General features: G+C 72.3%; 18 protein-coding genes, 6 tRNA genes and 1 riboswitch. Of the genes, 12 read left to right on the forward strand and 12 right to left on the reverse strand.

What is annotated here, in order from left to right; genetic code table 11:
- Positions 1-48 precede the first annotated feature (48 nt).
- The gene (locus tag ACIF8T_RS05645; protein WP_400031538.1) at positions 49-1,362 is read left to right on the forward strand and encodes a PrsW family intramembrane metalloprotease; all 1,314 of its coding nucleotides are present in this window, start codon (positions 49-51) and stop codon (positions 1,360-1,362) included.
- Here the strand turns inward: ACIF8T_RS05645 and ACIF8T_RS05650 are convergent.
- The 4 genes from ACIF8T_RS05650 to ACIF8T_RS05665 form a co-directional block, all read right to left on the reverse strand.
- The gene (locus ACIF8T_RS05650; RefSeq protein WP_400031540.1) at positions 1,359-2,324 is read right to left on the reverse strand and encodes an aldo/keto reductase; all 966 of its coding nucleotides are present in this window, start codon (positions 2,322-2,324) and stop codon (positions 1,359-1,361) included. The two genes, ACIF8T_RS05645 and ACIF8T_RS05650, sit on opposite strands and share 4 nt — an antisense overlap.
- A gap of 118 nt (positions 2,325-2,442) precedes the next feature.
- Positions 2,443-3,471, reverse strand: coding sequence for a M23 family metallopeptidase (locus ACIF8T_RS05655; RefSeq protein ID WP_400031542.1), 1,029 nt, complete (start codon positions 3,469-3,471; stop codon positions 2,443-2,445).
- A gap of 12 nt (positions 3,472-3,483) precedes the next feature.
- Positions 3,484-3,641: riboswitch (cyclic di-AMP (ydaO/yuaA leader) on the reverse strand.
- A gap of 319 nt (positions 3,642-3,960) precedes the next feature.
- Positions 3,961-4,034 (reverse strand) — tRNA-Met (locus tag ACIF8T_RS05660).
- A gap of 100 nt (positions 4,035-4,134) precedes the next feature.
- Positions 4,135-5,265, reverse strand: a complete 1,131-nt coding sequence (locus ACIF8T_RS05665) for a dihydrofolate reductase family protein (protein WP_400031544.1) — start codon at positions 5,263-5,265, stop codon at positions 4,135-4,137.
- Positions 5,266-5,360: 95 nt separating this feature from the next.
- On the opposite strand from ACIF8T_RS05665, the gene ACIF8T_RS05670 reads away from it, so the two are divergent.
- Together ACIF8T_RS05670 and ribA are read left to right on the forward strand one after the other, a co-directional pair.
- The gene (locus ACIF8T_RS05670; RefSeq protein ID WP_400031546.1) at positions 5,361-5,876 is read left to right on the forward strand and encodes a MarR family winged helix-turn-helix transcriptional regulator; all 516 of its coding nucleotides are present in this window, start codon (positions 5,361-5,363) and stop codon (positions 5,874-5,876) included.
- Positions 5,877-6,057: 181 nt separating this feature from the next.
- Entirely contained in the window at positions 6,058-6,765 is a 708-nt protein-coding gene (gene ribA / locus ACIF8T_RS05675) for a GTP cyclohydrolase II (protein WP_400031548.1), read from the forward strand.
- A 40-nt stretch (positions 6,766-6,805) separates the two neighbouring features.
- On the opposite strand, the gene ACIF8T_RS05680 is transcribed toward ribA, so the two are convergent.
- The 6 genes from ACIF8T_RS05680 to ACIF8T_RS05705 all read right to left on the reverse strand — a co-directional run bounded on the left by ACIF8T_RS05680 (position 6,806) and on the right by ACIF8T_RS05705 (position 13,946).
- Entirely contained in the window at positions 6,806-8,005 is a 1,200-nt protein-coding gene (locus tag ACIF8T_RS05680) for an ABC transporter permease (protein WP_400031550.1), read from the reverse strand.
- Positions 8,006-8,322: 317 nt separating this feature from the next.
- Positions 8,323-8,395: transfer RNA gene (locus ACIF8T_RS05685), tRNA-Lys, on the reverse strand.
- A gap of 232 nt (positions 8,396-8,627) precedes the next feature.
- Positions 8,628-10,172 (reverse strand): amino acid permease, encoded by a 1,545-nt coding sequence (locus ACIF8T_RS05690; protein WP_400031552.1) that lies wholly within the window; start codon positions 10,170-10,172, stop codon positions 8,628-8,630.
- 114 nt (positions 10,173-10,286) lie between these two features.
- Positions 10,287-12,503, reverse strand: a complete 2,217-nt coding sequence (locus ACIF8T_RS05695) for a DEAD/DEAH box helicase (RefSeq protein WP_400031554.1) — start codon at positions 12,501-12,503, stop codon at positions 10,287-10,289.
- Between the two features lie 475 nt (positions 12,504-12,978).
- Positions 12,979-13,512 (reverse strand): hypothetical protein, encoded by a 534-nt coding sequence (locus tag ACIF8T_RS05700; RefSeq protein WP_400031556.1) that lies wholly within the window; start codon positions 13,510-13,512, stop codon positions 12,979-12,981.
- Between the two features lie 83 nt (positions 13,513-13,595).
- The gene (locus ACIF8T_RS05705) at positions 13,596-13,946 is read right to left on the reverse strand and encodes a metallopeptidase family protein (RefSeq protein ID WP_400031558.1); all 351 of its coding nucleotides are present in this window, start codon (positions 13,944-13,946) and stop codon (positions 13,596-13,598) included.
- Positions 13,947-14,031: 85 nt separating this feature from the next.
- On the opposite strand from ACIF8T_RS05705, the gene ACIF8T_RS05710 reads away from it, so the two are divergent.
- From ACIF8T_RS05710 to ACIF8T_RS05740, 7 genes are all read left to right on the forward strand, one after another.
- The gene (locus ACIF8T_RS05710) at positions 14,032-15,627 is read left to right on the forward strand and encodes a metallophosphoesterase (protein ID WP_400031559.1); all 1,596 of its coding nucleotides are present in this window, start codon (positions 14,032-14,034) and stop codon (positions 15,625-15,627) included.
- An 80-nt stretch (positions 15,628-15,707) separates the two neighbouring features.
- Positions 15,708-15,780, forward strand: a tRNA-Glu gene (locus ACIF8T_RS05715).
- Positions 15,781-15,832: 52 nt separating this feature from the next.
- Positions 15,833-15,907 (forward strand) — tRNA-Asp (locus ACIF8T_RS05720).
- Positions 15,908-15,931: 24 nt separating this feature from the next.
- Positions 15,932-16,005: transfer RNA gene (locus ACIF8T_RS05725), tRNA-Phe, on the forward strand.
- Positions 16,006-16,186: 181 nt separating this feature from the next.
- Complete coding sequence (hrpA, locus tag ACIF8T_RS05730) at positions 16,187-20,167, forward strand: ATP-dependent RNA helicase HrpA (RefSeq protein ID WP_400031561.1); 3,981 nt, start codon at positions 16,187-16,189, stop codon at positions 20,165-20,167.
- A gap of 91 nt (positions 20,168-20,258) precedes the next feature.
- Positions 20,259-20,333, forward strand: a tRNA-Asp gene (locus ACIF8T_RS05735).
- Positions 20,334-20,519: 186 nt separating this feature from the next.
- The gene (locus tag ACIF8T_RS05740; protein WP_400031563.1) at positions 20,520-20,711 is read left to right on the forward strand and encodes a DUF6274 family protein; all 192 of its coding nucleotides are present in this window, start codon (positions 20,520-20,522) and stop codon (positions 20,709-20,711) included.
- A 435-nt stretch (positions 20,712-21,146) separates the two neighbouring features.
- Here ACIF8T_RS05740 and bldC read toward each other — a convergent pair whose 3' ends face one another.
- Both bldC and ACIF8T_RS05750 read right to left on the reverse strand, forming a co-directional pair.
- Positions 21,147-21,353: a developmental transcriptional regulator BldC gene (gene bldC, locus ACIF8T_RS05745; RefSeq protein ID WP_003949541.1), complete on the reverse strand. Its 207-nt coding sequence runs from the start codon at positions 21,351-21,353 to the stop codon at positions 21,147-21,149.
- Positions 21,354-21,893: 540 nt separating this feature from the next.
- Positions 21,894-22,745 (reverse strand): hypothetical protein, encoded by an 852-nt coding sequence (locus ACIF8T_RS05750; protein ID WP_400031565.1) that lies wholly within the window; start codon positions 22,743-22,745, stop codon positions 21,894-21,896.
- A gap of 220 nt (positions 22,746-22,965) precedes the next feature.
- Here ACIF8T_RS05750 and ACIF8T_RS05755 point away from each other — a divergent pair, with 220 nt between their 5' ends.
- Together ACIF8T_RS05755 and ACIF8T_RS05760 are read left to right on the forward strand one after the other, a co-directional pair.
- Positions 22,966-24,054 carry a Leu/Phe/Val dehydrogenase gene (locus tag ACIF8T_RS05755; protein ID WP_400031567.1) on the forward strand — a complete coding sequence of 363 codons (1,089 nt, stop codon included), beginning with the start codon at positions 22,966-22,968 and terminating at the stop codon, positions 24,052-24,054.
- A 299-nt stretch (positions 24,055-24,353) separates the two neighbouring features.
- Positions 24,354-24,602: a DUF3073 domain-containing protein gene (locus tag ACIF8T_RS05760; protein ID WP_400031569.1), complete on the forward strand. Its 249-nt coding sequence runs from the start codon at positions 24,354-24,356 to the stop codon at positions 24,600-24,602.

The raw sequence follows: 24,602 nt of genomic DNA on the forward strand, positions 1-24,602 counted from the left end.
CGCCTCGCACCCCGGCGGACGGCGCCCCTGCCTCGTTAGGGTCATGCCGTGGCCACCTGTCCCCCGTACCCGACACACCCCGGCGGCGGCGCGCCCGTCCGCGGCGGCCTGCGGCACCCGCACTGGTGGCAGCGGACCTGGGTGCGGTACGGGGCGTTGTGCACGCTCCTGGCGCTGTCCGGGCTCGTCATCCTCGCCCTGGTCCGTCAGCAGACCGGCACCGAGGGCTTCCTGGTCGGGCTCGGCCTCGCCGTCCTCCCGGTGCCCCTGCTCGTGGCCGCGTTCCGGTGGCTGGACCGGGTGGAGCCCGGCCCGTGGCACCACCTGGTGTTCTCGTTCGCCTGGGGCGCCTGCGCGGCGGCGCTGATAGCGATCGTCGCCAACAGCTTCGCCACGCGGTGGATCGCGACGGCGACGGCGGACCCCTCCGGCGCCGACACCCTCGGCGCCACGGTGATAGCCCCGGTCGTCGAGGAGTCCGCGAAGGCCGCGGCCGTCCTGCTGGTCTTCCTCTTCCGCAGACGCGACTTCACCGGGATCCTCGACGGCGTGGTGATAGCCGGGGTCACGGCCACCGGCTTCGCGTTCACCGAGAACATCCTCTACCTCGGCACCGCCTTCGGCACCGACCAGCTCACCGGCGACCGCGGCATCGCCTCCGTGACGGCGGCGACCTTCTTCGTCCGCATCGTCATGTCGCCGTTCGCGCACCCGCTCTTCACGGTCCTCACGGGCCTCGGTTTCGGCGTCTCCGCCCTCGCGGCACAGCGGCAGCGGGTCCGCCGCCTGCTGTTCCCCCTGTCCGGACTGCTCCTCGCGATGGGCCTGCACGCCCTGTGGAACGGCTCCTCGACCCTCGGCGAGTACGGCTTCTTCGCCGTGTACGCCACGTTCATGGTGCCCACGTTCGCGGTGCTGACCTGGCTGGTGATCTGGACGCGGCAGCGCGAGCTGCGGACCGTGCGCGAGGAACTGCCCGCCTACGCGGTGACCGGGTGGCTCACCCCGGCCGAGCCGTTCGCGCTCGGCTCGATGCGGGCGCGGCGCCTGGCCCGGCAGTACGCACGCCGGTACGCCGGCAGGGAGGCGGCCCGGGCGGTGGCGCAGTACGAGGCGTACGCGACCTCGCTGGCGTTCCTGCGCCACCGCGGGCGCCGCGGCCGGGCCGGCGCGGACTTCGTCGTGCGGGAGGGGGAGCTGCTGCGGGAGCTGTGGAGCCGGCGGGACGCCGCCCGTCCGGCGCTGGACCACGCGGCCCGGGCGACGGCCCCCGTGGTGCCGGCGACCGTGCCGCCCTGGCCGGTGCACGGCGGGTACGGCCACCCGGTGCCGTACCCGGCGTACAACCCGTACCGCTCCTAGGACCTCTCGGGGGACGGCTGGGCGGAGGCTTCCGTCAGCCGGTCGAGCTCCTCCTGCGCGAGCCGCAGTTCCGCCACTCCCAGCAGGGCCGGCAGCTGCTCCGCCGTCCGTGCGGAGGCGATCGGCGCGACCACGGTCGGCCGGTCCGCCAGCCAGGCCAGGGCGACCGTCGCGACGGGGACGCCGTGCGCCCCGGCGATCTCGTCCAGCGCGGCGAGCACCCGCCGCCCCCGCTCGGTCTCCAGGTGCCGGGCGGCGCTGCCCGCCCGCGCGCTGTCGACGGCCGCGCCCGGCCGGTACTTGCCGGTGAGGAACCCGGAGGCGAGCGCGGAGTACGGCACCGCCGCCAGTCCGGTCCGCTCGGCGAGGTCCTGCAGGCCGCCCTCGTAGGTGTCGCGCGAGACGAGGTTGTAGTGCGGCTGGAGGGCCACGTACCGGGCGAGGCCCTCGCGGTCGGAGAACTCCAGGGAGGCCCGGAGCCGCTCGGCGGTGATGTTGGAGGCGGCGATGTGGCGCACCTTGCCCGCCCGCACCAGTTCGTCCAGCGCGCCGATGATCTCCTCCACCGGCACCTCGGGCTTGTCGAAGTGGGTGTAGTAGAGGTCGATGTGGTCGGTGCCGAGGCGGCGCAGGGAGGCGTCGGCGGCGGCCTTGATGGTGGCGGCCGACAGGCCCGGGTACTCGGGGTGCTGGCTGACCTTGGTGGCGACGACGACGTCGGAGCGGTTGCCGCGCGCCTTGAGCCACTTGCCGATGAGGGTCTCGGACTCGCCGCCCCGGTTGCCCTCGGCCCACGCCGAGTAGGAGTCGGCGGTGTCGACGAAGTTGCCGCCGGCGGCGGTGTACGCGTCCAGGACGGCGAAGGAGGTCGCCTCGTCGGCGGTCCAGCCGAAGACGTTGCCGCCGAGGGCGAGCGGGAAGACCTCGAGGTCGGACGAGCCGAGTGTGCGCAGAGGAGTCATGCTCCTCGTCAACAGGTGTACCGGACGGCGGCATTCCGCCCGGTGCCGCACCGCCGGCGCGCGGCCGGCCGGCAGCCCTGACGTCGGGGGGACTCCGTCAGGACCGCCGGGGTCCGGGTCAGGGGGTGAGGCCCTTGCCGCGCAGCCAGGCCAGCGGGTCCACGCCGTTGGCGGAGCCGTCCACGTGGACCTCCATGTGGAGGTGGGCCCCGGTGACGTTGCCGGTGGCGCCCACCCGGCCGATGACGTCGCCGGTGGTGACCTTCTGGCCGACGCTGACGCTGATGGAGGACTGGTGGGCGTACCAGATCTCGGTGCCGTCGTCGAGGGTGAGCACGGTCTTGTAGCCGTACGAGCCGTCCCAGCCGGCCGACGTGATCGTACCGCTGTGGACGGCCTTGAGGAGGGTGCCGGTGGGCGCGGCGAAGTCCAGTCCGGTGTGGTAGCCGGAGGACCAGTAGGCGCCGGCCTGGCCGAAGGTGGAGGTGATCGTGTACGAGGAGGTCGGCAGCGTGTACTGCTTGGCCAGCTCGGCGAGGCGCTCGGCCTCGGCCTTCTTGCGGGCCTCCTCCTCGGCCTTGGCCTTGGCGGCGGCGGCCTTCTCCTCGGCCTCCTTCTCCGCCTTGGCGGCGGCCTCCTGCGCGGCCTTCTCGGCGGCGGCCACGGCCTCGGCGGCGGCCTTCGCGTCGAGCTGGTCCTGCTGCTGCTCGGCCTGGGCCATGATCCGGGCGCGCAGCGCCTCGCCGGCGTCGGCGGTGCCCTGCGCGGTGTCGACGGAGGTCATGCCGACGCTGCTGAGCGGGGTGGCCGACTCCTGCGGGGTTTCCTCGTCCGAGAGGAGGGAACCCACGTTGGGGAGGTCGGGCATGGAGATCGACACCGGCGGCTTGCCGGTCTGGGCGCTGGCCATGCCGCCCGCGCCGACGGCGGCTATGACGCCGACGCCGAGGACGGTGGAGCTGCGCGCGAGACCGCCGCGCTGCTTGGCGACGCGGTGCCTGCCGCGGACCGGGCGGATGGACTCCTCGGTGGGGTTCCACTCCTGGAACGGGCCCTCGTCGGTGCCGGGAGCGCCGTACCCGAAGGTGTCGGTGCTGCGCTGGCCGGGCACGTGCGGGGCCTCGGGGGCAGGCCTGTTGGACGCCACGTGGGCGTACTCCTTTCCTTCCGTCTCCGCCTACCGGGTTAGCTGACGGGTTCGGAGCGGGAAGGTCTCCTACGCGCGTATACCGGCCGTGTCTCCACGGCGGCATCCGCGTGATTCACCCCAAGGTGGTGGTTCCCCGGTTCCCTCGCGGGATTCGGCGCGTGCGCACGGAGCCGTCTCCTGTGACGGCTGGGACGACCGCGCTGCGTTATCGAACGTTAATGTACGCAGGGCGCTGATTCCAAGCTGTTCCGCTTGATCATTAACGATTTCCGCGTGGACTTACCCGTCATCGGCACCGTAAATCGGGCGAGTTGACCTCACTTCATGTAACCCACATGCTCTGATGGTCCGTCAGATGTGCTGCGGAGCGGCGCGGTTCGCTCACTAAGTGTGACCACGGCCCGGTGACGGCCCGCACACCGCCGACGGGAGGCGCGGAAACGACTCAGGGCCGGAACTCCATGAGTTCCGGCCCTGGGCCTTCAGTAGCGGGGACAGGATTTGAACCTGCGACCTCTGGGTTATGAGCCCAGCGAGCTACCGAGCTGCTCCACCCCGCGTCGTTGTGTCTCAACCATACGCCATCCGCGGGGCCCGAAGCACACACATGACGGGCCGAAGCCTCTCACCAGGGGTTTTCCGTGCGGAATGTGAGCGCGCTCACCCCAGCAGGTGCCGGTTGGGGGCCTTGGCCGGCCCTTCGAGTTCCGGCAGGACGACGACGGCGGCGCCTCCCGCCGCCAGCACCCCGCTGCCGTCGGCCCCGGCCACGAAGGTGTCCGGCTCGCGCCAGGCCGTGACGACCCGCCGCACCCCGGCGTCCAGGATCAGCCGGGCGCACGGCGCGGGCCGGGAGGCCCGGCGGGCGCAGGGCTCCAGGCTGCTGTAGACCGTCGCGCCGGCCAGGCGCGGATCGGTGGGGTCGGCCTTGGCCAGCGCCGCCTCCTCCGCGTGGACGACCGGATCGCCGCCCTCCCGGGAGTGGCCGCGGGCCAGTTCCGTGCCGTCGGCCGCCACCACGACCGCGCCCACGCTGAAGGCGGTGTCCGACGGCGGGCAGCGCCCGGCCAGTTCGCAGGCGAGGGCCAGCCAGTGGTGGTCGGCGGCGGACGGGACGGTTCCGGCGCCCGGCGCGGTGGGCCGGTAGCGCATGAGGACGACGTCACCGATCTGCCGGGTCTCCAGCAGCCGCAGCCGGCCGGCCTGGTAGCCGCCCGGCCCGAACAGCCGGGGCGCGTCCGGGTCGCCCACGAAGAGCGGGGCGAGGACGAGCTGGAGTTCGTCGGCCAGGCCCTGGGTGAGCAGCTGGGTGTGGATCTGCCCGCCGCCCTCGACCATGAGCCGCCGTACGCCGCGGACGTCGTGCAGGTGTGCCAGGAGGCGCCGCCAGTCCAGGGCGGCGCCGAGCGGGACGACGTCGGCCGCGATGCCGAGGGCGTGCGCCCGCCCGGCCCCCCGGTCCGTCGTGTAGAGGACCTTCTCGCCGCCCGTGTGCCAGAACGGAGCCGCCGGGTCCAGGTCGCCGGTGCCGCTGACGGTGACCTTGAGCGGGTACGCGGGCCGGCCCGCGGCGACGCGGGCGGCCCGCCGCTCGGGGGAGTTGACGAGCAGCCGGGGGTTGTCGGCGCGGATGGTCCCGGCGCCGACCAGGATCGCGTCGACGGACGCCCGCACCTCGTCGACCCGGTCGAAGTCCGCCGCGCTGGACAGCAGCAGGCGGTCGGGGCCGGTGTCGTCCAGGTAGCCGTCGAGGGAGACGGCGGCGGACAGCAGGACGTACGGGTGGGGCATCGGTGCTCCCCGGTGGTCAGTACGGGCGGGACTGGTCCGGTCCGGACTGGCCCGGACATCTTGGTTCAAGTTTGAAGCAAACCTACACTGGCGGCATGACGACCCGCTGGCTCACCCCCGAGGAGCAGCGCGCCTGGCGCGCGTACCTGGCCGCCTCGCTGCTCCTGGAGGACGCGCTCGACCGGCAGCTCCAGCAGGACGCCGGCATGCCCCACCTGTACTACTCCATCCTGGCCGCCCTGTCCGAGTCTTCGGGGCGGCGGCTGCGCATGACCGACCTGGCCGAGCGGCTGAAGATCACCCGCAGCCGGCTGACGTACGCGGTGACGCGGCTGGAGCGGGACGCCATGGTCCGGCGCGAGGCCTGCCCGTCGGACCGGCGCGGCAGCGTCGCCGCGCTGACCGACGAGGGCCTGGCGGTCCTGGAGCGGGCGGCGCCCGGCCACGTGGAGACGGTGCGGACCTCGCTGTTCGACCACCTGAGCGCGGAGCAGGTCGGGCAGCTGGAGGAGATCTGTTCCGGAGTGGTCCGGGCGCTCGGGGAGGACGGTGCCCGGCCGGTGTCCGACGGGGTGCCGTGGCGCCGCCGGTCGGCACCGCCCTGCGCGTGACGCGGTCGCAGCCGCAGCCGCAGCCGCGACCGCAGCCACAGTTGCTTCAACTTTCAAGCAAGAGGTAGGGTCCGGATGTCGTGACGCTGCTTCAAATCTGAAGCAGCCGGGGACGGCGCGTCCCCGTGCCGTACGCCCGGTCGCGCCCGTCCCAGCACCGACCCGGAACCCGGAGGCCCGCATGCCCGACTTCCCCGCCGCCGTCCCGCGGGCCCGCGTCCGGGTCCCGCTGCGCTTCCACGACGGCTACCGCGCCGACGCCGACGTCGTCACCTTCCACGGCCTGACCGACGGCCGGGAGCACCTGGCCCTCGTCCTGGGCGACCCCGGCCCGGTCCCCCTGGTGCGCCTGCACTCCGAGTGCCTGACCGGCGACGTCTTCGGCTCGGCCCGCTGCGACTGCGGACCGCAGCTGCGCGAGGCCGCCGAGCGGATCGCCGGCCGCGGCGGCGTCCTGCTCTACCTCCGCCAGGAGGGCCGCGGCATCGGCCTCTACAACAAGCTCGACGCGTACGCCCTCCAGGACCGGGGCCTGGACACCTACGAGGCGAACGCCGCGCTCGGCCTGCCGGAGGACGCCCGCGACTACACCGCGGCGGCCCAGATGCTCGGCGCCCTAGGGATCGGCGAGGTGGACCTGCTCTCCAACAACCCGGACAAGGCCGAGCAGCTCCGCGCCCTGGGCGTCGCGGTCCGCGACCGCGTCCCGACCGGGGTCTTCACCACCGCGCACAACGTCCGCTACCTGCGGGCGAAGGTGCTGCAGACCCGGCACACCCTGCCGCTCGGGGAGCTGGCGGATCTCGCGGAGGCGGCGGAGCGGACGGGGCCGGCGGAACTGGCGGAACTGGCGGAGCGGACGGGGCTGGCCGAGCGGACGGCGGGCTGAGCCGGGCACGGTCCGGCCGGAACGATCGGCGCCCGGCCCCTCAGCCGTGGGCCCGTGCCGTGAGGTAGGGATCGCGGCGGAGGACCTCACGGCTGCCGAGGAGGGTGCCGGCGGCCAGGCCGGCGGCGGGCAGCAGCAGTGCCGCGGCGGCCCAGGGGAGCCCGGGCAGGGCGTCCGTGACGGTGATCGGCAGTCCGAGGACGGCACTGAGCGGCCCGGCGAGCGCGACGGACAGACCGGTGCCGACGACCGTGCCGGCCACGCCCGCCACCCCGCCGGAGAGCAGGGCTTCGCCGAGCAGGATCCGGCGCAGTTCGGGCCGCCCGGAGCCGAGGACCCTGAGCACGGCGAACTGCCCGAGCCGCGCCCGCGTGCTGTCCCCCGCCCGGACGGCACCGAGCACGGCGGCGCCCAGCGCCAGGACCAGGACGCCGGCGCGCATGGCGAGGTCGGCCGCGCCGAACAGGCCGGGCAGGGCGCGGACCCGGTCGGACACCGGCGACGCGGAGAACCCGTCCTCCTGCAACGCCCGGGTGACGGCCGCCACCTGCCGCTGGTGCTCGACCACGACGACGGCGGACCGCGCGCCCTCCCTGTCCCGGAAGGCGTCCGGCGAACGGCCCGCCCGGGCCGCGGCCAGCAGGGCGGCGGTGTCCTCGGACAGATAGGCGACGCCGGGTCCGTCCGCCTGCCAGCCCGGGTCGTACACGGCGACGATCCGCAGCTCGACGACCTCGGTGGTGCCGGACGCGTCACCCGTCGCCCTGGTGTACCCGAAGGCGGCGGTCCGGCCGACGAGCGGGGCGAAGTCGGTGCCCTGCGCGGCGGCGGGCAGGACGACCTCGTCCGGGCCGAGCTCGGCGGGGATCCTGCCCCGGGTGACGGGCAGGTCGTCGCCCGGAGTCAGCGTCCGGCTGGTCAGGTCGTACGTCCCGCCCTCCTCGGCGTACACCGCGGCCGCGTAGTCGGCGACGACGCGGCGGACACCCGGCACGTCCGCGGCGTCCCGCAGGGCCGACGTGGTGAGCGGGCGGACCGACGCGTCGCCCTCGAACGAGGAGAGCTCGATCTGCGTGAGCCCGCCCGACCTCAGCACATCCCGCTCGACGGCACCGGCGGCCCCGCCGGCCACCCCGGCGGAAACGGTCAGCAACGCGGCCAGCACGACGAGCGCGGGCAGGGTCCTGCGCAGGGGACACCCGTCCCGCCACGAGCTGGAGAGGCTCCAGGGGCTCTTCACTCGACTCCTCCGGTGTTCCTGGCGCGCCCGAGTGGTGCGCCGATCACCCGACAAGGTGTCAGTTCCTCCATACGCCGGGTTTTTCGACGCATGACCGAAAGGCGATGGGTGTGCGGAGGGGGGAGACATCGCAGAGCAGGTGACAGGGCGTCAGTCCTGGTACGCGGTGCCCGCGGCCGAGGATCAGGAGACCGGTTCCAGCCATCGGAGAGCCGGACTTGTTCACACAGGCGTGGGACATGCGTGTACACCGGTTTCCCGGCCGGGAACGCGACGGCGCCCGGACCGGCCTGAGCCGGTCCGGGCGCCGTCGTCCGTAGGCCCTGTGGGACTCGAACCCACAACCAATGGATTAAAAGTCCACTGCTCTGCCAATTGAGCTAAGGGCCCAGGCGATGTTGCCTACCCGAGCATAGCCGCAGGAGGCCGTGTCGCCGATCGGGTATCGGGACGCGGCTGCGCGGGGCCGGTGGACGGGGCCGTGCGGGTGCCGCTTTCAGGCCACGCGCGGGGCCGGACCGGCGCTCCGCGCGGGGTCCGGGACCTGTCGCGCCCGAGCCCCGCCGCCCTCATCTCCTGCCGCCCTCTCCTCCCGGCTCCTCTGCCTCACGGCTCCCCTGCCTCACGGATCCACCGCCTCCGGTGTCCCCGTCCGGGCCGCCTCCCGTGCGCGGGTGCGGGCGTGGTCGGGGTTCAGGAACCAGTGGCGGGCCGAGGCCAGCCACCAGGTCGCGGCGAAGCCGAGGACGACGAGGACGGCGACCGGGGCGTAGTTGAAGGTCTCCGGGGTGACCGGGGAGACCTGGGGCAGCATGAAGAGGACGGTGATGAAACCGACCCACGCCACCGACACCACCCCCACCGCCCGCGACCAGCGGCCCAGGTGCCACGGCCCCCGCTCGAAGGCGTCCCCCTTGCGCAGCCGCAGCAGGGTCGGGATGACGTAGGCGATGTACAGGCCGATCACGGCGATCGACGTCACCGCGGCGTAGGCCGTCACGTTGATGAGGTAGGGCAGGCCCAGTGCCAGGGCGCCCAGTGCGGCGAGCCACACCGCCGCGACCGGTGTGCGCGTCCGCGGGTTCACACGGTGCCAGAGGTGCGAGAACGGCAGGGCCCCGTCACGCGAGAAGGCGTAGATCATGCGGCTGTTGGCGGTCACCGAGGCCATGCCGCAGAACAGCTGCGCCCCGATGACGACGAGGAGCAGCAGCTTGCCGGCGGTGGCGCCCAGCGCGTCGAGCAGGATCTGGGCGGGCGGCGCGCCGGTCGGGGAGGTCAGGGCGCCCTCGTAGGACTGGATGGCGAAGGTGAAGCCGAGGAGGAGGACGAGGCCCGCCAGCCAGGAGGTCCAGATGGACCGCACGATGCCCTTCGGGCCCGCGGTCGACGCGTCGCGGGTCTCCTCCGTCATGTGGGCGGAGGCGTCGTAGCCGGTGAAGGTGTACTGGGCCATCAGCAGGCCCAGCAGCACCACGTACACCCCGCTGCCCCAGCCCGTGTTGTTCACGAACTCGCCGAACACGAACGACGCCGGCTGGTGCCGGTCGGGCACGAAGGTCAGCGCGCCGACGATCACCGCCACGCCGAGCACGTGCCACCAGACGCTGACGCTGTTGAGCAGGCCGACGATCCGCACGCCGAAGGTGTTGAGCAGGCCGTGCAGCAGGAGGATCCCGGCGAAGAGCAGCATCGTGCGGCCGGGGGTGACCTCGAAGCCGAACTGGAGGTTCAGGTACGCGCCGAGGAACGAGGCCGCGCCGAAGTCGATGCCCGCCGTCACCGCGACCTGCCCGAGCACGTTGAACCAGCCCGTGAACCACGCCCAGGCGGCGGCCGTGCGCGGCGGCGCCAGCCGGTGCGCCCAGAAGTACAGCCCCGCCGAGGTCGGGTACGCCGAGCAGATCTCGGCCATCGCCAGCCCGACGAAGAGGGTCATCAGGCCGACGGCGACCCAGCCCCAGGTGATCACGGCGGGGCCGCCCGTGTTCATGCCGAACAGGTACAGCGTCAGGCACCCGGACAGGACCGAGATGATCGTGAAGGAGACCGCGTAGTTGGAGAACGCCGACATGCGCCGGGCGAGGACCTGGGTGTAGCCGAGCTGGGCCAGCCGCTCCTCGTCGGAGAGCGCCGCGGGCCCGGTCGGTCTGGCGTCGTCTGTCATGCCCCCAGCAATTCCCTCCGCGCGGGGGTGACATGCGTCACAGGCGGTGACGGTCGCGCATACGGAAAGGGCCCGTACGAACGAGTCGTACGGGCCCTTCGCGTTCAGCGGGGGTCAGCCGTTGCGCTTCCAGCGCGGCTTGTCCTCGCGGCGGCCGAAGGAGGAACCGCCGGTGCCGCGGTGGTCGTCACGACGGCCGTAGGGCCGGTCGTGGCCGGCGGAGCGGAAGCCGGGGCGATCGTCGCGACGCTCCCGGTTGAACGGACGGTCGCTGCCACGGTGCCCACCGCGCTCGTCCCGGCGGAAGCCGCCGCGGTCGCGGTCGCGGTTGAAGCCGCCCCGGTCGTCACGCCGCTCGAACGGACGCCCGCCACGGTCACCCCGGTCGGCCCGGTCGTCCCGGCGGAAGCCGCCGCGGTCACCCCGGTCGCCACGGTCGGCGCGGTCGTCGCGGCGGAAACCGCCGCGGTCGCCGTCCCGGCGGTCGAAGCCACGGTCCCGGTCGCGGTCACGGTTGAAGCCGCCCCGGTCGTCACGCCGCTCGAACGGACGCCCGCCACGGTCACCCCGGTCGGCCCGGTCGTCGCGGCGGAAACCGCCACGGTCGCCGTCCCGGCGGTCGAAGCCACGGTCCCGGTCACGGTCACGGTTGAAGCCGCCCCGGTCGTCACGCCGCTCGAACGAACGCCCGCCACGGTCCCCGCGGTCACGGTCGAAGGACCGCTCACGGTCGAACGAACGCCCGCCCCGGTCACCCCGGTCGGCCCGGTCGTCCCGCCGCTCCCGGCGCTCGTACGGCGCCGCGGTCTCCGTACGCTCCACGTGCTCGGCCGACTCCACGTCCTGCGCGGTCGGCTGCGCCGGCACGGACACCTCGGCCTCGGCCGCCGTCCCGTCGGTCTCCCCGGCCGGCACGGTGGCCGCGGGCAGCTCCTCGCCGCGCTCGCGCGCGACCCGGGCCAGCAGCCGGTCGGCCTCCTCGCGCAGCTCGGACGCGCGGCGCTGGGCACGCTCCAGCTCCTTGGCGAGCTGGGCGACCTCGCGCTCGGCCTGCTGCGCCGCGTTGCCCACCGACTCGGCCTGGACCTCGGTCATCGACCGGGCCCCGGTGATGTCGGCGACCTCCGGGTCGAAGGCGCCGGCGCCCTGGATGATGTGGCGCGAGGCGTCGACGCCCGCGTCCTCCATCAGCCGGAAGATCTGGCGCCGCTGGTGCGGCAGCGAGAGGGAGACGACGGTGCCGGTACGGCCCGCGCGGGCGGTACGGCCGGCCCGGTGCAGGTAGTCCTTGTGGTCACCGGCCGGGTCGACGTTCAGGACCAGGTCGATGCCGTCGACGTGGATGCCGCGCGCGGCGACGTCGGTGGCGACCAGGACGTTGACGTAGCCGTCCTTGAAGTCCGCCAGGGTCCGGGTGCGGGCGCCCTGGGTCATGCCGCCGTGCAGCGCGTCGGCCTTCACGCCGGACTCGCGCAGCTGGTCGGCGACGCGGTCGGCGCCGAGCTGGGTGCGGACGAAGATGATGGTGCGGCCCTTGCGGGAGGCGATGGCCGCGGTGACCGGCGCCTTGTCCTTGGGCTTCACGATGAGGATGTGGTGCGACATGGTCGTCACCGCGCCCTGCGCCGCGTCGACCTCGTGCGAGACCGGGTTCTTCAGGTACCGGTCGACCAGGGTCTTGATCTCGTTCTCCATGGTCGCGGAGAACAGCATCCGCTGGCCGCCCGCCGGGACCTGGTCGAGCAGCTCGGTGACCTCGGGCAGGAAGCCCAGGTCGGACATCTGGTCGGCCTCGTCGAGGACGGCGATCTGCACGTCGTCCAGGGAGCAGGCCCCGCGGTTGATGATGTCGCGCAGCCGGCCGGGCGTGGCGACCAGCACGTCGACGCCCTTCTCCAGGGCGTAGATCTGGTTGCCCATGGAGGTGCCGCCGCAGACGACCTTCATCTTCAGGCCGAGGACGTCGCCGTACGGCTGGAGCGCGTCGGCGACCTGCATGGCGAGCTCACGCGTGGGGGTGAGGATGACGGCGCGCGGCCGGTGCTTCTCGGTGCGGCCGCCGGCGAGCTGCGCCAGGGTCGGCAGACCGAAGGAGAGGGTCTTGCCGGAGCCGGTGCGGCCGCGGCCGAGGATGTCCTTGCCGGCCAGGGCGTCCGGGATGGTCGCCGCCTGGATCGGGAAGGGGGTGGTCACGCCGTTCTGCGCGAGCTTGCGCACGACGCCCTCGGGCAGGCCGAGGTCCGCGAACGTCAGCTCGGGGGCCTCGGTGGTCTCGGGGGTGTCCTCGGTGCTCTCGGGCACGACGACGTGATCAGTACTGGTGATGGACATGCGAATGCGAAACCTTCCGGAGTCGTCTCGTCGGCACGCGCCCGTCAACTCCGTGATTCGCGATTCGCAATACGACCGCCTCAATGCGGTCCACCACGGCAAGGGAGAGAGTACGCGCCACACGGCGCGCTCTGCGTTGGCGCCGGGCAAATAGGATCAAACGATCTGCCACCATACGCACCCCGGGGCCACGAAGGCAAATCGGGTCGCACGGCTGCAGGAGTCGAGGGTGGACAGTCTTCCACACCAACACGGCCGCCCGTCCGCGCATTCCCGGCCCGCCCGGCGCTAGGGGCTGTCGTTCGGATCACGCCGCGGACGCGGGGCCCGGCACGCGCATCCGCGGCGTTGTCGTCGGTTGCCGATGCTCCGCATCGCCGCCCTCCTCCGCCTTGCGGCTACACGCACCGGGCCCCGCTCACCGGCGCCGACGACCTACAGTCGATTCCCCGCGACCTGATCCGAACGACAGCCCCTAGGCCGGTGATCCGGCCTGCGGCGCCGGCTCGCGCTCGCCCAGCTGCGGCCCCGGCGGCTCGTGCGCCGACGACGACGGCTCGGGCACCGTCGGCTCCGGCGAGGTGGTCGGCTCGGGCGGGGTCGGCGTGGGCTCCGGCTCGGCCGGCCGGGTGGGGTCCGGATCGGCGGGCCGGTCCGGCAAGGTCGGCTGCGCGGGCCCGCCCGGCTCGTCGTCCGCCGGCGCGGACCCGGACACCGCCACGGACGGCGACGCCTCCGGGGGCGCCGACCCGTCCGCCCCCTTCTTGCGCTTCTTGCCCTTCCCCTTGCCGCGCCCGTGGGCGCCGTCGGCCGCCGCCGCGTCGTACCCGGCACCGCCGCCCGACAGCGCGGGCCCGCCGTCCGGCAGCTTCCCGCCCCGCTGCCCGGCGGAGTGCGAGGGCTTGGCGCTCCCGCCCGCGCCGTCGTCGCCCACGCTCATGCAGCCGGCGGCGGCGGCGACGGCCACGACCGTGGCGGCCAGGCGGACGGGTACGTACAAGGGGCGCACGGGGCACCTCCGGGGGCCGGTGATGAGTCAGTGTGCCCAACTCCCGCCGCCCGCAGGAGGACACGCGCCCCGTTCCGCCGGGCTCAGCCGTAGCCGAGGGCGTGCAGCCGCGCGTCGTCGATGCCGAAGTGGTGCGCGATCTCGTGGACCACGGTGACCTCCGTCTCGGCGACGACGTCCTCCCGTGTCTCGCACATCCGCAGGGTCGGCCCCCGGTAGACGGTGATCCGGTCGGGCAGCACCCCGGCGTACCACTCGCCGCGCTCGGTCAGCGGAGTCCCCTCGTACAGCCCGAGCAGCTCGGGGTCGTCCGCCGGGGGCTCGTCCTCGACGAACACCGCGACGTTGTCCATCAGTCGCGTCAGCTCCGACGGGATCCGGTCGAGCGCCTCGGCGACCAGTTCCTCGAACTCCTCGCGCGTCATCTCCAGCACACGCCCATTGTCGGGTACGACACACCCGTGCGAGAGCCTCCCGGTCCCCCGCATATCCCCACCCGCACAGGGGCATACGCGACCAATGGCCCGCGTCCCCGCCGCAGTCCGGAAGGTCATGAACGTCTCGCACCACGTCCGCGGGGTCCCGCGCGTCCTCGCCCGGCAGTACCGCTCCCGGCAGGCCCCGGCGACGGCCGAGCTCGTCCCGCAGCCGCATCCCTGGGTCCGCGCCCTCGGCCTGCCGGCGGTCGTCCTGCTCGGCGCCTGGCTGGGCCTGCTGATCGTGGGCAACGTCCGGGTCCCGGTCGGCCCCATGGACACCACCATGACCCTGCGCCCCTCCTTCACCGGCGGCACGAAGATCAACGTCTCGCCGCTCGGGGCGCTGCACCTGGACAGCCACGTCGCCCCGGTCCGCCTCGACGTGAACGTCGACCAGCTGGACCCGGTCCGCTCCCGGGCCCTGGTCGACCACCCCGAACGCCTCTCGGGACTCCAGGACGAGGTCACCCAGGACGTCGGCCGCGGCGCCGCCGACCTGGCCGTGCGCTCCTGCGTCGCCGTCGTCTCCGGCGCCACCGCCCTCGGCCTCGCCGTCTACCGCCGTCCGCGCCGCGCCCTGGCGGCCGGCGGCCTGGCCCTCACCCTGCTGGCCGCCTCCGGCGGCACGGCGTACGCCACCTGGAACCCCGAGTCGGTCCTGGAGCCCAGGTTCTCGGGCCTGCTGTCCTCCGCCCCCTCCCTGGTCGGCGACGCCCGCAGCATCGTCACCGAATTCGACGTCTACCAGAAGGAGTTGGCGCGCCTGGTGACCAACGTGACGAAGCTGTACGACGCCACCTCCACGCTCCCGGCCTACCAGCCGGACCCGACCACCATCCGGGTGCTGCACGTCTCCGACATCCACCTGAACCCGGCGAGCTGGAAGATCATCGCCTCGCTGGTGGAGCAGTACAAGGTGGACGTGATCGTCGACTCCGGCGACACCATGGACCACGGCACGGCCGCCGAGAACGGCTTCCTGGACCCCGTCGAGGACCTCGGCGCGCCGTACGTCTGGGTGCGCGGCAACCACGACTCGATGGTGACCCAGCAGTACCTGGAGGGCCTGGAGAACGTGCACGTCCTGGACGACGGACGGGCGACGACGGTCGAGGGCCTGCGCTTCGCGGGCATCGGCGACCCGCAGTTCACCCCCGACCGCTCCCGGCAGCCCGGCGCCGAGCCGTCGCAGCAGCTGGCGGGCGCCCGCCTCGCGTCGGCCCTGCGCGACCAGCGGGCGGCCGGCACACCGGTGGACATCGCCGTCGCCCACGAGCCGGCGGCGGCCCGGGAGGTCGACGGGGAGGTGCCGCTGGTGCTCGCCGGCCATCTGCACCGCCCGGAGATGGAGGTCCTGAAGTACGGCACCCGGCTGCGCGTCGAGGGATCGACGGGCGGCAGCGGGCTGCGGGCCCTGGAGCAGGAGCACCCCGATCCCATCGAGGCCTCGGTCCTCTACCTCGACCGGGACACCCGCCGCCTGCAGGCCTGGGACGCGATCCGGCTGGGCGGCCTCGGCCGGGCGACCGCCGAGGTCAGCCGGCACCTCCCGAAGGAGAACCAGCCCGGCGCCACGGCCCCTCCCGGCAGCCCGCCGGCCGGCGCCGCGACCCCCTCGCCGGAGACCTCGCCGTAAACCGTTTTGGCGAACCCTCCCGCCATCCCATATGCTTCTCACGTCCCCGACGCGCTGAGAAGCGCCCAGGCGGGCCGATAGCCCTCATCGTCTAGCGGCCTAGGACGCCGCCCTTTCAAGGCGGTAGCACGGGTTCGAATCCCGTTGGGGGCACGCAGTACAGTGTGCGACACTTAGCTACGTTGGTTCGCGCATCACCACGCTTGGTCCTGTGGAGCAGTTTGGAGTGCTCGCCACCCTGTCAAGGTGGAGGCCGCGGGTTCAAATCCCGTCAGGACCGCTGAGGTTTCACGTGAAACCTCGTGGCTGGGTAGCTCAGTTGGTACGAGCGTCCGCCTGAAAAGCGGAAGGTCGCCGGTTCGACCCCGGCCCCAGCCACCGCAGCAGACACCCCCTCCGGGATCCCGGAGGGGGTGTTCTCGTCTCGGCCCGCCGGGCGCTTCCGCCCGTGCGCGCTCGCGCCAGGAGCGGGCCCGGAAGCCCGCTCCCCCGCCCGGCGCACCGCCCGGAGCAAAAGCGTTCGCCACGAATTTCCCGAGGATGAGATCCTGGAACCCGTATGTCTACGCACCCCGCCCCCGCCCTCGGCACCCTCGCCCCCCGTCTGACCGAGCTGTCGCTGCGCGACGCGCACCGGCTCGGGCGCAGGCTCGAGGGCGCGCGCAAGATCCGCAAGCCGGAGGCCCGGGCCGCCGTCCTCGCCGAGATCGAGACGGAGGTCGCCCGGGCCGAGACACGGATGGCCGAGCGGCGCGCCCGCGTGCCCGAGGTGACGTATCCCGAGCAGCTGCCCGTCAGCCAGAAGAAGGACGCGATCGCCGAGGCCATCCGCGACCACCAGGTCGTGATCGTCGCCGGTGAGACCGGGTCCGGCAAGACGACCCAGATCCCCAAGATCTGCCTGGAGCTCGGGCGGGGCGTGCGCGGCATGATCGGGCACACCCAGCCCCGCCGGATCGCCGCCCGCACGGTCGCCGAGCGCGTGGCGGAGGAGCTGCGCACCCCGCTCGGCGAGGCCGTCGGCTGGAAGGTGCGGTTCACCGACCAGGTCGACCCGGAGGGCACCTTCGTCAAGCTGATGACGGACGGCATCCTGCTCGCCGAGATCCAGACCGACCGCGAGCTGCGCGCCTACGACACGATCATCATCGACGAGGCCCACGAGCGGTCCCTGAACATCGACTTCCTGCTGGGCTACCTCGCCCAGCTGCTGCCGAAGCGGCCCGACCTCAAGGTCGTCATCACCTCGGCGACCATCGACCCCGAGCGCTTCTCGCGGCACTTCGGCGACGCGCCGATCATCGAGGTCAGCGGCCGGACGTACCCGGTGGAGGTGCGCTACCGCCCGCTGCTGGAGGAGGACTCCGACGACGCCGACCGCGACCAGATCACCGCGATCACCGACGCCGTCGAGGAACTGATGGCCGAGGGGCAGGGCGACATCCTCGTCTTCCTCTCCGGCGAGCGCGAGATCCGGGACACCGCGGACGCGCTGGAGAAGAAGAAGTACCGGTTCACGGAGGTGCTGCCGCTGTACGCGCGGCTCTCGCACGCCGAACAGCACCGGGTCTTCCAGCCGCACACCGGGCGCAGGATCGTCCTGGCCACCAACGTCGCCGAGACCTCCCTGACCGTCCCCGGCATCAAGTACGTCATCGACCCCGGCTTCGCCCGGATCTCCCGCTACAGCCACCGCACCAAGGTGCAGCGGCTGCCCATCGAGCCGATCTCCCAGGCCAGCGCCAACCAGCGCAAGGGCCGCTGCGGCCGTACCTCCGACGGCATCTGCATCCGGCTCTACAGCGAGGAGGACTTCCTCGCCCGCCCGGAGTTCACGGACGCGGAGATCCTCCGGACGAACCTCGCCTCCGTCATCCTCCAGATGACCGCGGCCGGCCTCGGCGACATCGAGAAGTTCCCCTTCATCGACCCGCCGGACCACCGCAACATCCGCGACGGCGTCCAGCTCCTCCAGGAGCTCGGCGCGCTCGACCCGGCGCAGAAGGACCCGCGCAAGCGGCTCACCGAGACCGGCCGCAAGCTCGCCCAGCTCCCCGTCGACCCGCGGCTGGCCCGCATGGTCCTGGAGGCCGAGAAGAACGGCTGCGCCCGCGAGGTCATGGTCATAGCCGCCGCGCTCTCCATCCAGGACCCGCGCGAACGGCCCGCCGACAAGCAGACCCAGGCCGACCAGCAGCACGCCCGCTTCCGGGACGAGACCAGCGACTTCCTCGCCTTCCTCAACCTGTGGCGGTACATCCGCGAGCAGCAGAAGGAGCGCGGCTCGTCGTCCTTCCGCCGCATGTGCAAGCAGGAGTACCTCAACTTCCTGCGCATCCGCGAATGGCAGGACATCTACAGCCAGCTGCGCACGGTCGCCAAGCAGATGGGCATCCACCTCGACGAGCAGGACGCCCCCGCCGACCGCATCCACGTCTCCCTCCTCGCCGGCCTGCTCTCGCACATCGGCATGAAGGACGTGAAGGAGTCCAAGGACTCCGGCGCCAAGGACACCGGCGCCCGCCGCGAGCGCAACGAGTACCTGGGCGCCCGCAACGCCAAGTTCGCGATCTTCCCCGGGTCGGCGCTGTTCAAGAAGCCCCCGCGCTTCGTGATGAGCGCCGAACTCGTCGAGACCTCCCGCCTGTGGGCGCGCGTCAACGCGAAGATCGAGCCGGAGTGGGTCGAGCCCCTCGCCGGCCACCTCCTCAAGCGCACCTACAGCGAGCCGCACTGGGAGAAGGACCAGGCCGCGGTGATGGCGTACGAGAAGGTCACGCTGTACGGCGTCCCGATCGTCGCCCAGCGGAAGGTCAACTACGGCCGGATCGACCCCGAGGCCAGCCGCGAGCTGTTCATCCGCAACGCCCTGGTCGAGGGCGACTGGCGCACCCACCACAAGTTCTTCGCCGACAACCGCAGGCTGCTCAGCGAGGTCGAGGAGCTGGAGCACCGGGCGCGGCGCCGGGACATCGTCGTGGACGACGAGACGCTGTTCGACTTCTACGACCAGCGCATCCCCGAACACGTCGTCTCCGGCGCCCACTTCGACTCGTGGTGGAAGCGCAAGCGCCAGGAGCAGCCCGACTTCCTCGACTTCGAGCGCGAGATGCTCGTCAACGAGAAGGCGGGCGCGGTCACCAAGGACGACTACCCGGACTCCTGGCGCCAGGGGAACCTGAAGTTCCGCGTCACCTACCAGTTCGAGCCGGGCTCGGACGCGGACGGCGTGACCGTCCACATCCCGCTCCAGGTCCTCAACCAGGTCACGGACGAGGGCTTCGACTGGCAGATCCCGGGGCTGCGCGAGGAGCTGGTCACGGAGCTGATCCGCTCCCTGCCCAAGCCGATCCGCCGCAACTACGTCCCCGCGCCGAACTACGCCAAGGCGTTCCTGGACCGGTCGGTGCCGCTCCAGGAGCCGCTCACCACGACCATGGCGCGCGAGCTGAAGCGCATGGTCGGCGTCCCCTTCGAGGCCGAGGACTTCGACTGGGACAAGGTCCCCGACCACTTGAAGATCACTTTCCGGATCGTCGACGAGCGGCGCCGCAAGCTCGCCGAGGACAAGGACCTGGAGGCGCTCAAGCTCCGGCTGAAGCCGAAGGCCCGCAAGGTCCTCTCCCAGGCCGCGGCGGCGACCGCCGAGCGGCAGGGCGGCGAGTCCCTGGAGCGCAGGGGCCTGACCGACTGGACGATCGGCACCCTCACCCGTGTCTTCGAGACCCGCCGGGCCGGTCAGCCGGTCAAGGCGTACCCGGCGCTCGTCGACGACGGCGACACCGTCTCCGTACGTCTCTTCGACACCGAGGCCGAGCAGGCCGAGGCGATGTGGAAGGGCACGCGCCGGCTGATCCTGCGCAACATCCCGGTCAACCCGGCGAAGTTCGCGTCCGAGAAGCTGACCAACCAGCAGAAGCTCGCGCTGTCCTCGAACCCGCACGGCTCCATCCAGGCCCTGTTCGACGACTGCGCCATGGCCGCGGCCGACCGGCTCGTCGCCGACTTCGGCGGACCGGCCTGGGACGAGGAGTCGTACCGGAAGCTGTACGACAAGGTGCGCGCCGAGATCGTCGACACGACCGTCCGCACGGTGGGCCAGGTGCAGCAGGTCCTGGCCGCCTGGCAGGCCTGTGAGCGCCGCCTGAAGGCCGTCCGCAGCCCCGCGCTGCTGCCGAACCTCCAGGACGTCCGCGAGCAGCTGGACGGGCTCGTGAGGCCCGGTTTCGTCACGGCGACGGGACTGCGCCGTCTGCCGGACCTGATGCGCTATCTGGTCGCGGCGGACCGCCGCCTGCAGCAGATGCCGACCAACGTGCAGCGGGACACCACCCGCATGGAGAAGGTCCGCGAGATGCAGGACGAGTACGCCTGGCTGCTGGAGCAGATGCCGCAGGGCCGCCCGGTCCCCCAGCAGGTGCTGGACGTCCGCTGGATGATCGAGGAGCTCCGGGTCAGCTACTTCGCCCACGCGCTGGGCACGGCGTACCCCGTCTCCGACAAGCGGATCGTGAAGGCGATCGACGCGCTGGCGCCGTGACGGCACGCGGACGGAGGGTGAGTTCGACCAGGAGGCTCACCCTCCTGTAGAGTCCTTCTCGCAGCGCAACGCAGGAAAGCGCCGCACCTCTGGTCCTGTGGAGCAGTTTGGAGTGCTCGCCACCCTGTCAAGGTGGAGGCCGCGGGTTCAAATCCCGTCAGGACCGCAGTGAGAAGAGCCCGGGTCACGCGACCCGGGCTCTCGCGCGTCCGGGGCTCGTCGGCGCGACCTGAGGGCGCGCAGGGGGCGTGAACGCAACTGCCCGCCCTCCCCGGTGTCTTGACGCCGTCACATTCGCTCGGTACCCAGAAACCAGGGCCCGCTTCCCGCACGGCCCCCCTGGAGGTGGCGTATGGCGGCATCGGCTAGGCACGAGACGCGGGCACTGCTCCGCGCGCACCTGTCGGCCGCGTCGTCGTACCGGCACCTCACCCGGCACTGTCCGATCTGCCACCGCCTGCTGCGGCTGGCGATGGACTCCGCCCCGTCCGCCGCGGACGGCCCGGCGGAGACCGCCGAGGACGAGAGCCCCACCCCCGCCTGAGCGCCGCCGGCCCTCAACACCGGTCTCTCTAACGCAGTTGGTCCGGAGGCAACAGGCCTCTGGCATGTGACGGGTGTCACCGCATGACTTTTCAGAAGTGCGGTACTTACGCCTGTCCTACAACAAGTCAATTTAATATGTGCAATTGCACTACCCGGGAGCGCTCTCCCACGGAGGATCCGACACCCCTCCCCAGACTCCGACAAGGCTGCTCACAGCCGCGCCCGGGGACCGTACAGGAGGCGCACAAAAAAGATCGCGCTGGACCCGGCGGAGTCCAGCGCGATCCACGACGCACCCTGTTACGTGCCGTGAGAGCTCTGAGTGGCTTGGGCGAGGGGCCTGTTGGGGCAGGTCCCCGCGTCGCTTGGAGCTGTGGTTCCGGGCGTCCGGACCGGTTGGGGGACCAGCCTTCTCGCCCGGCTATTCAGTTGTTCAGGCCTCGCTGCGCTGCTGCGGGATGCCCGCGAGCAGAGCGCGGACCTCGGCCTCGCGGTAGCGGCGGTGCCCGCCGAGCGTGCGGATCGACGTGAGCTTGCCGGCCTTCGCCCAGCGCGTGACCGTCTTCGGGTCGACGCGGAACATGGTGGCGACCTCAGCCGGGGTCAGCAGCGGCTCGGCATCAGGGGTGCGAGCGGTCATGAGCGGCCTCCTCGGGAGAACCGAACCTTCTCGGTTCTTTCCTCTAAATTCTGCACCTTGACCCGCGTTGCCCGAAATGGCGGACGCGAGTCGAGTCGGTTATAGGACGAACGGCTTGTCCTCGGCACTACAACTACACCATCTGTCCAGCCGCGTCGGCCAAACCGATGGAATTGCCCTCCCAGGTGTTCATCAGCGACGGAAGCCGATGGACCATGCCATAGCGGACAGTCACGCCACTGTGACGATCAGTCACAGTGGCGATCTGGAGTCTTCATGACCCCCCAAAGCGTGCAATGCTGAGATTCCGCCCACAGTGCATCACACCAGGACGAAGAGAGTCCTGCCCGGACTCCTTGTCCTATTTTGGCATGAGGGAGGGCAAGGGGCGCAAGGGCCATGTACGTGCGGTCCGTCACGCTTGAGACGGTTGACACATAAGCCCGGATCGGCCCCTACGTCCGTTGTCAGCACGATGTTGACGGAACCTCAGAACCCCAGGGCGACGACGAAACCCCAAGAAGGGCGTCTGGTCAAACGTCAGTTCGCGGAGCGCAGGTCGCGCACCGCGCGCCAGCGCTCCACCAACCGCCCGTACGCCGCTCCGGCGGCCGCCCCGTCGCCGCGCCGCAGGGCCGCGATGCCCTCGGCGACGTCCGCCGCCGAGTGGTCGTCCCGCAGCGTGCCGGCCGACAGGGCGTGCACCAGGCCGCCGTAGTCCAGCTCCACGTACGAGCGCGGGTGGAACTCCTCCAGCCACCGGCCGACGTCCACCAGGCCGTCGATGAGCGGCCCCTCGTCGACGGCCTCCTTGAGCGCCCGCAGGGCCCGGGCCACCCGGCGCCGGGCCTGGACCATCGGCGTGCGGTAGCGCAGCACCGGCGCGGTGTCCCCGGCCGGGCCGGAGCCCTGGTCGTACTCCCGCTCCTCGTCGGAGACCAGGACGAACCAGTTGATCGGCACCTGCCAGGTCGCCGTGCGGATCCAGGGCCGGGCGTCCGGGTGGCCGGCGAGCCAGCGCTCGTAGTCCTGGGCGGCCTGGCGGCGCAGCACCGGGGGCAGGACCGCGTCCAGGACGGGCGGCGGGAGCTCCTCGGCGAGCTCGGCCAGGGCCTGCCAGCCGCGCAGCCGGGTGCGCCAGGGGCAGACGCAGAGCACGCCCTCGGCGTCGAGCACGAAGGCGTCCCCGCTCTCGTGCACCGGCACCGGGACGGGCGGGGTGGGCACCAGGTCGGCCAGCGCGCGGCGCAGCTCCTCCTGGTACGAGGGGCGGTCGGCGCGGCGGGCGTAGCGCTCCCAGTGGCTGCGCTCCGGCTCGGGGAAGGCGGCCAGCGGCTCGTACACCCGCAGGTAGGCCGCGTAGGGGACGATCACCGAGGACACCTTGGGCACGCCTGCTCCCTCCCCTGCTCGCCGTCGCGGAAAACTGCCGGGCCCCACGCGCACACGCGGTAAATCCCAGCAAATCGTCCCACGGACGCACTCCGCGAGAAGGTGATCCCGAACACGGTGCGCTCGGCGGGCCCGGCAGGCTCTAATCTCGTGCTCACAGGCGCCGCCACCCGCACGGGGCCTGCCTCCACCCGCCGCTACTTACTCAGGAGTCACCACAGTGACCGACGTAACCGACGGCGTCCTGCACACCCTCTTCCACTCGGACCAAGGGGGGCACGAGCAGGTCGTGCTCTGCCAGGACCGCGCCAGCGGCCTCAAGGCCGTCATCGCCATCCACTCCACCGCCCTGGGCCCCGCGCTCGGCGGTACGCGCTTCTACCCGTACGCGACCGAGGAGGAGGCCGTCGCCGACGCGCTGAACCTCGCCCGCGGGATGTCGTACAAGAACGCCATGGCCGGTCTCGACCACGGCGGCGGGAAGGCCGTGATCATCGGCGACCCGGAGACGGTCAAGAGCGAGGAACTGCTCCTCGCCTACGGCCGGTTCGTCGCCTCGCTCGGCGGCCGGTACGTCACGGCCTGCGACGTCGGGACGTACGTCGCCGACATGGACGTCGTGGCGCGCGCCTGCCGCTGGACCACCGGCCGCTCCCCCGAGAACGGCGGCGCCGGCGACTCCTCCGTGCTCACCGCCTACGGCGTCTACCAGGGCATGCGGGCCTCGGCCCAGCACCTGTGGGGCGACCCGACGCTGCGCGGGCGCCGGGTCGGCATCGCCGGCGTCGGCAAGGTCGGCCACCACCTCGTCGACCACCTGCGCGACGAGGGCGCCGAGGTCGTGATCACGGACGTGCGGGAGGACGCCGTACGGCGGATCCTCGACCGGCACCCCGAGGGCGTGACGGCCGTCGCCGACACCGACGCCCTGATCCGCGTCGAGGGCCTGGACGTCTACGCGCCCTGCGCGCTCGGCGGCGCCCTGAACGACGACACCGTGCCGGTGCTGACCGCCCGGGTGGTCTGCGGGGCCGCCAACAACCAGCTCGCCCACCCGGGCGTGGAGAAGGACCTCGCCGACCGCGGCATCCTCTACGCGCCGGACTACGTGGTGAACGCCGGCGGGGTCATCCAGGTGGCCGACGAACTGCACGGGTTCGACTTCGACCGGTGCAAGGCGAAGGCGGCGAAGATCTTCGACACCACGCTCGCGATCTTCGCACGTGCGAAGACCGACGGGATTCCGCCGGCCGCCGCGGCCGACCGGATCGCCGAGCAGCGGATGGCGGAGGCGCGTCCCCGGCACTGATCCGGGGCCCGCGCGGCGCGTTCGGCCGGTACCCGCCGGAGGGCACTTCGAGAGAACTCTCACTTCCTCCGGCGGGTCGACCGCGGATAAGTGGTTAAAATCGCGGTTGACCAGCGAGGACGGGGCGCCTCGAAGGTTCTGGGCACGGGCACGTCGTGCGGGCGACGTACCGTATGGGCGCGGGCTCAGGTACCGTGGAAGCCCTACGGACCGGTCTCTCCACGGAGAGCCCGTTCCGGACCATGAACGCGTGTCAAGACTCTGGGGCCGTCGAGCCCCGTCGTTGAGGGGGTCGAGCCATGGGGCGCGGCCGGGCCAAGGCCAAGCAGACGAAGGTCGCCCGCCAGCTGAAGTACAACAGCGGTGGGACTGACCTCTCACGCCTGGCCGAGGAGCTGGGCGCATCGACGTCGAACGCGTCGCCGAACGGCGACCGTTTCGAGGACGATGAGCATGACGACGACCTGTACGCACGGTACGCCGACCTCTACGAGGACGACGACGAGGACGAGGAAGAGGACTCCTCGCGCCACCGTCGCGGCGCTTGA

This window comes from Streptomyces sp. NPDC085946 (assembly GCF_044540485.1).
GTDB lineage: Bacteria > Actinomycetota > Actinomycetes > Streptomycetales > Streptomycetaceae > Streptomyces.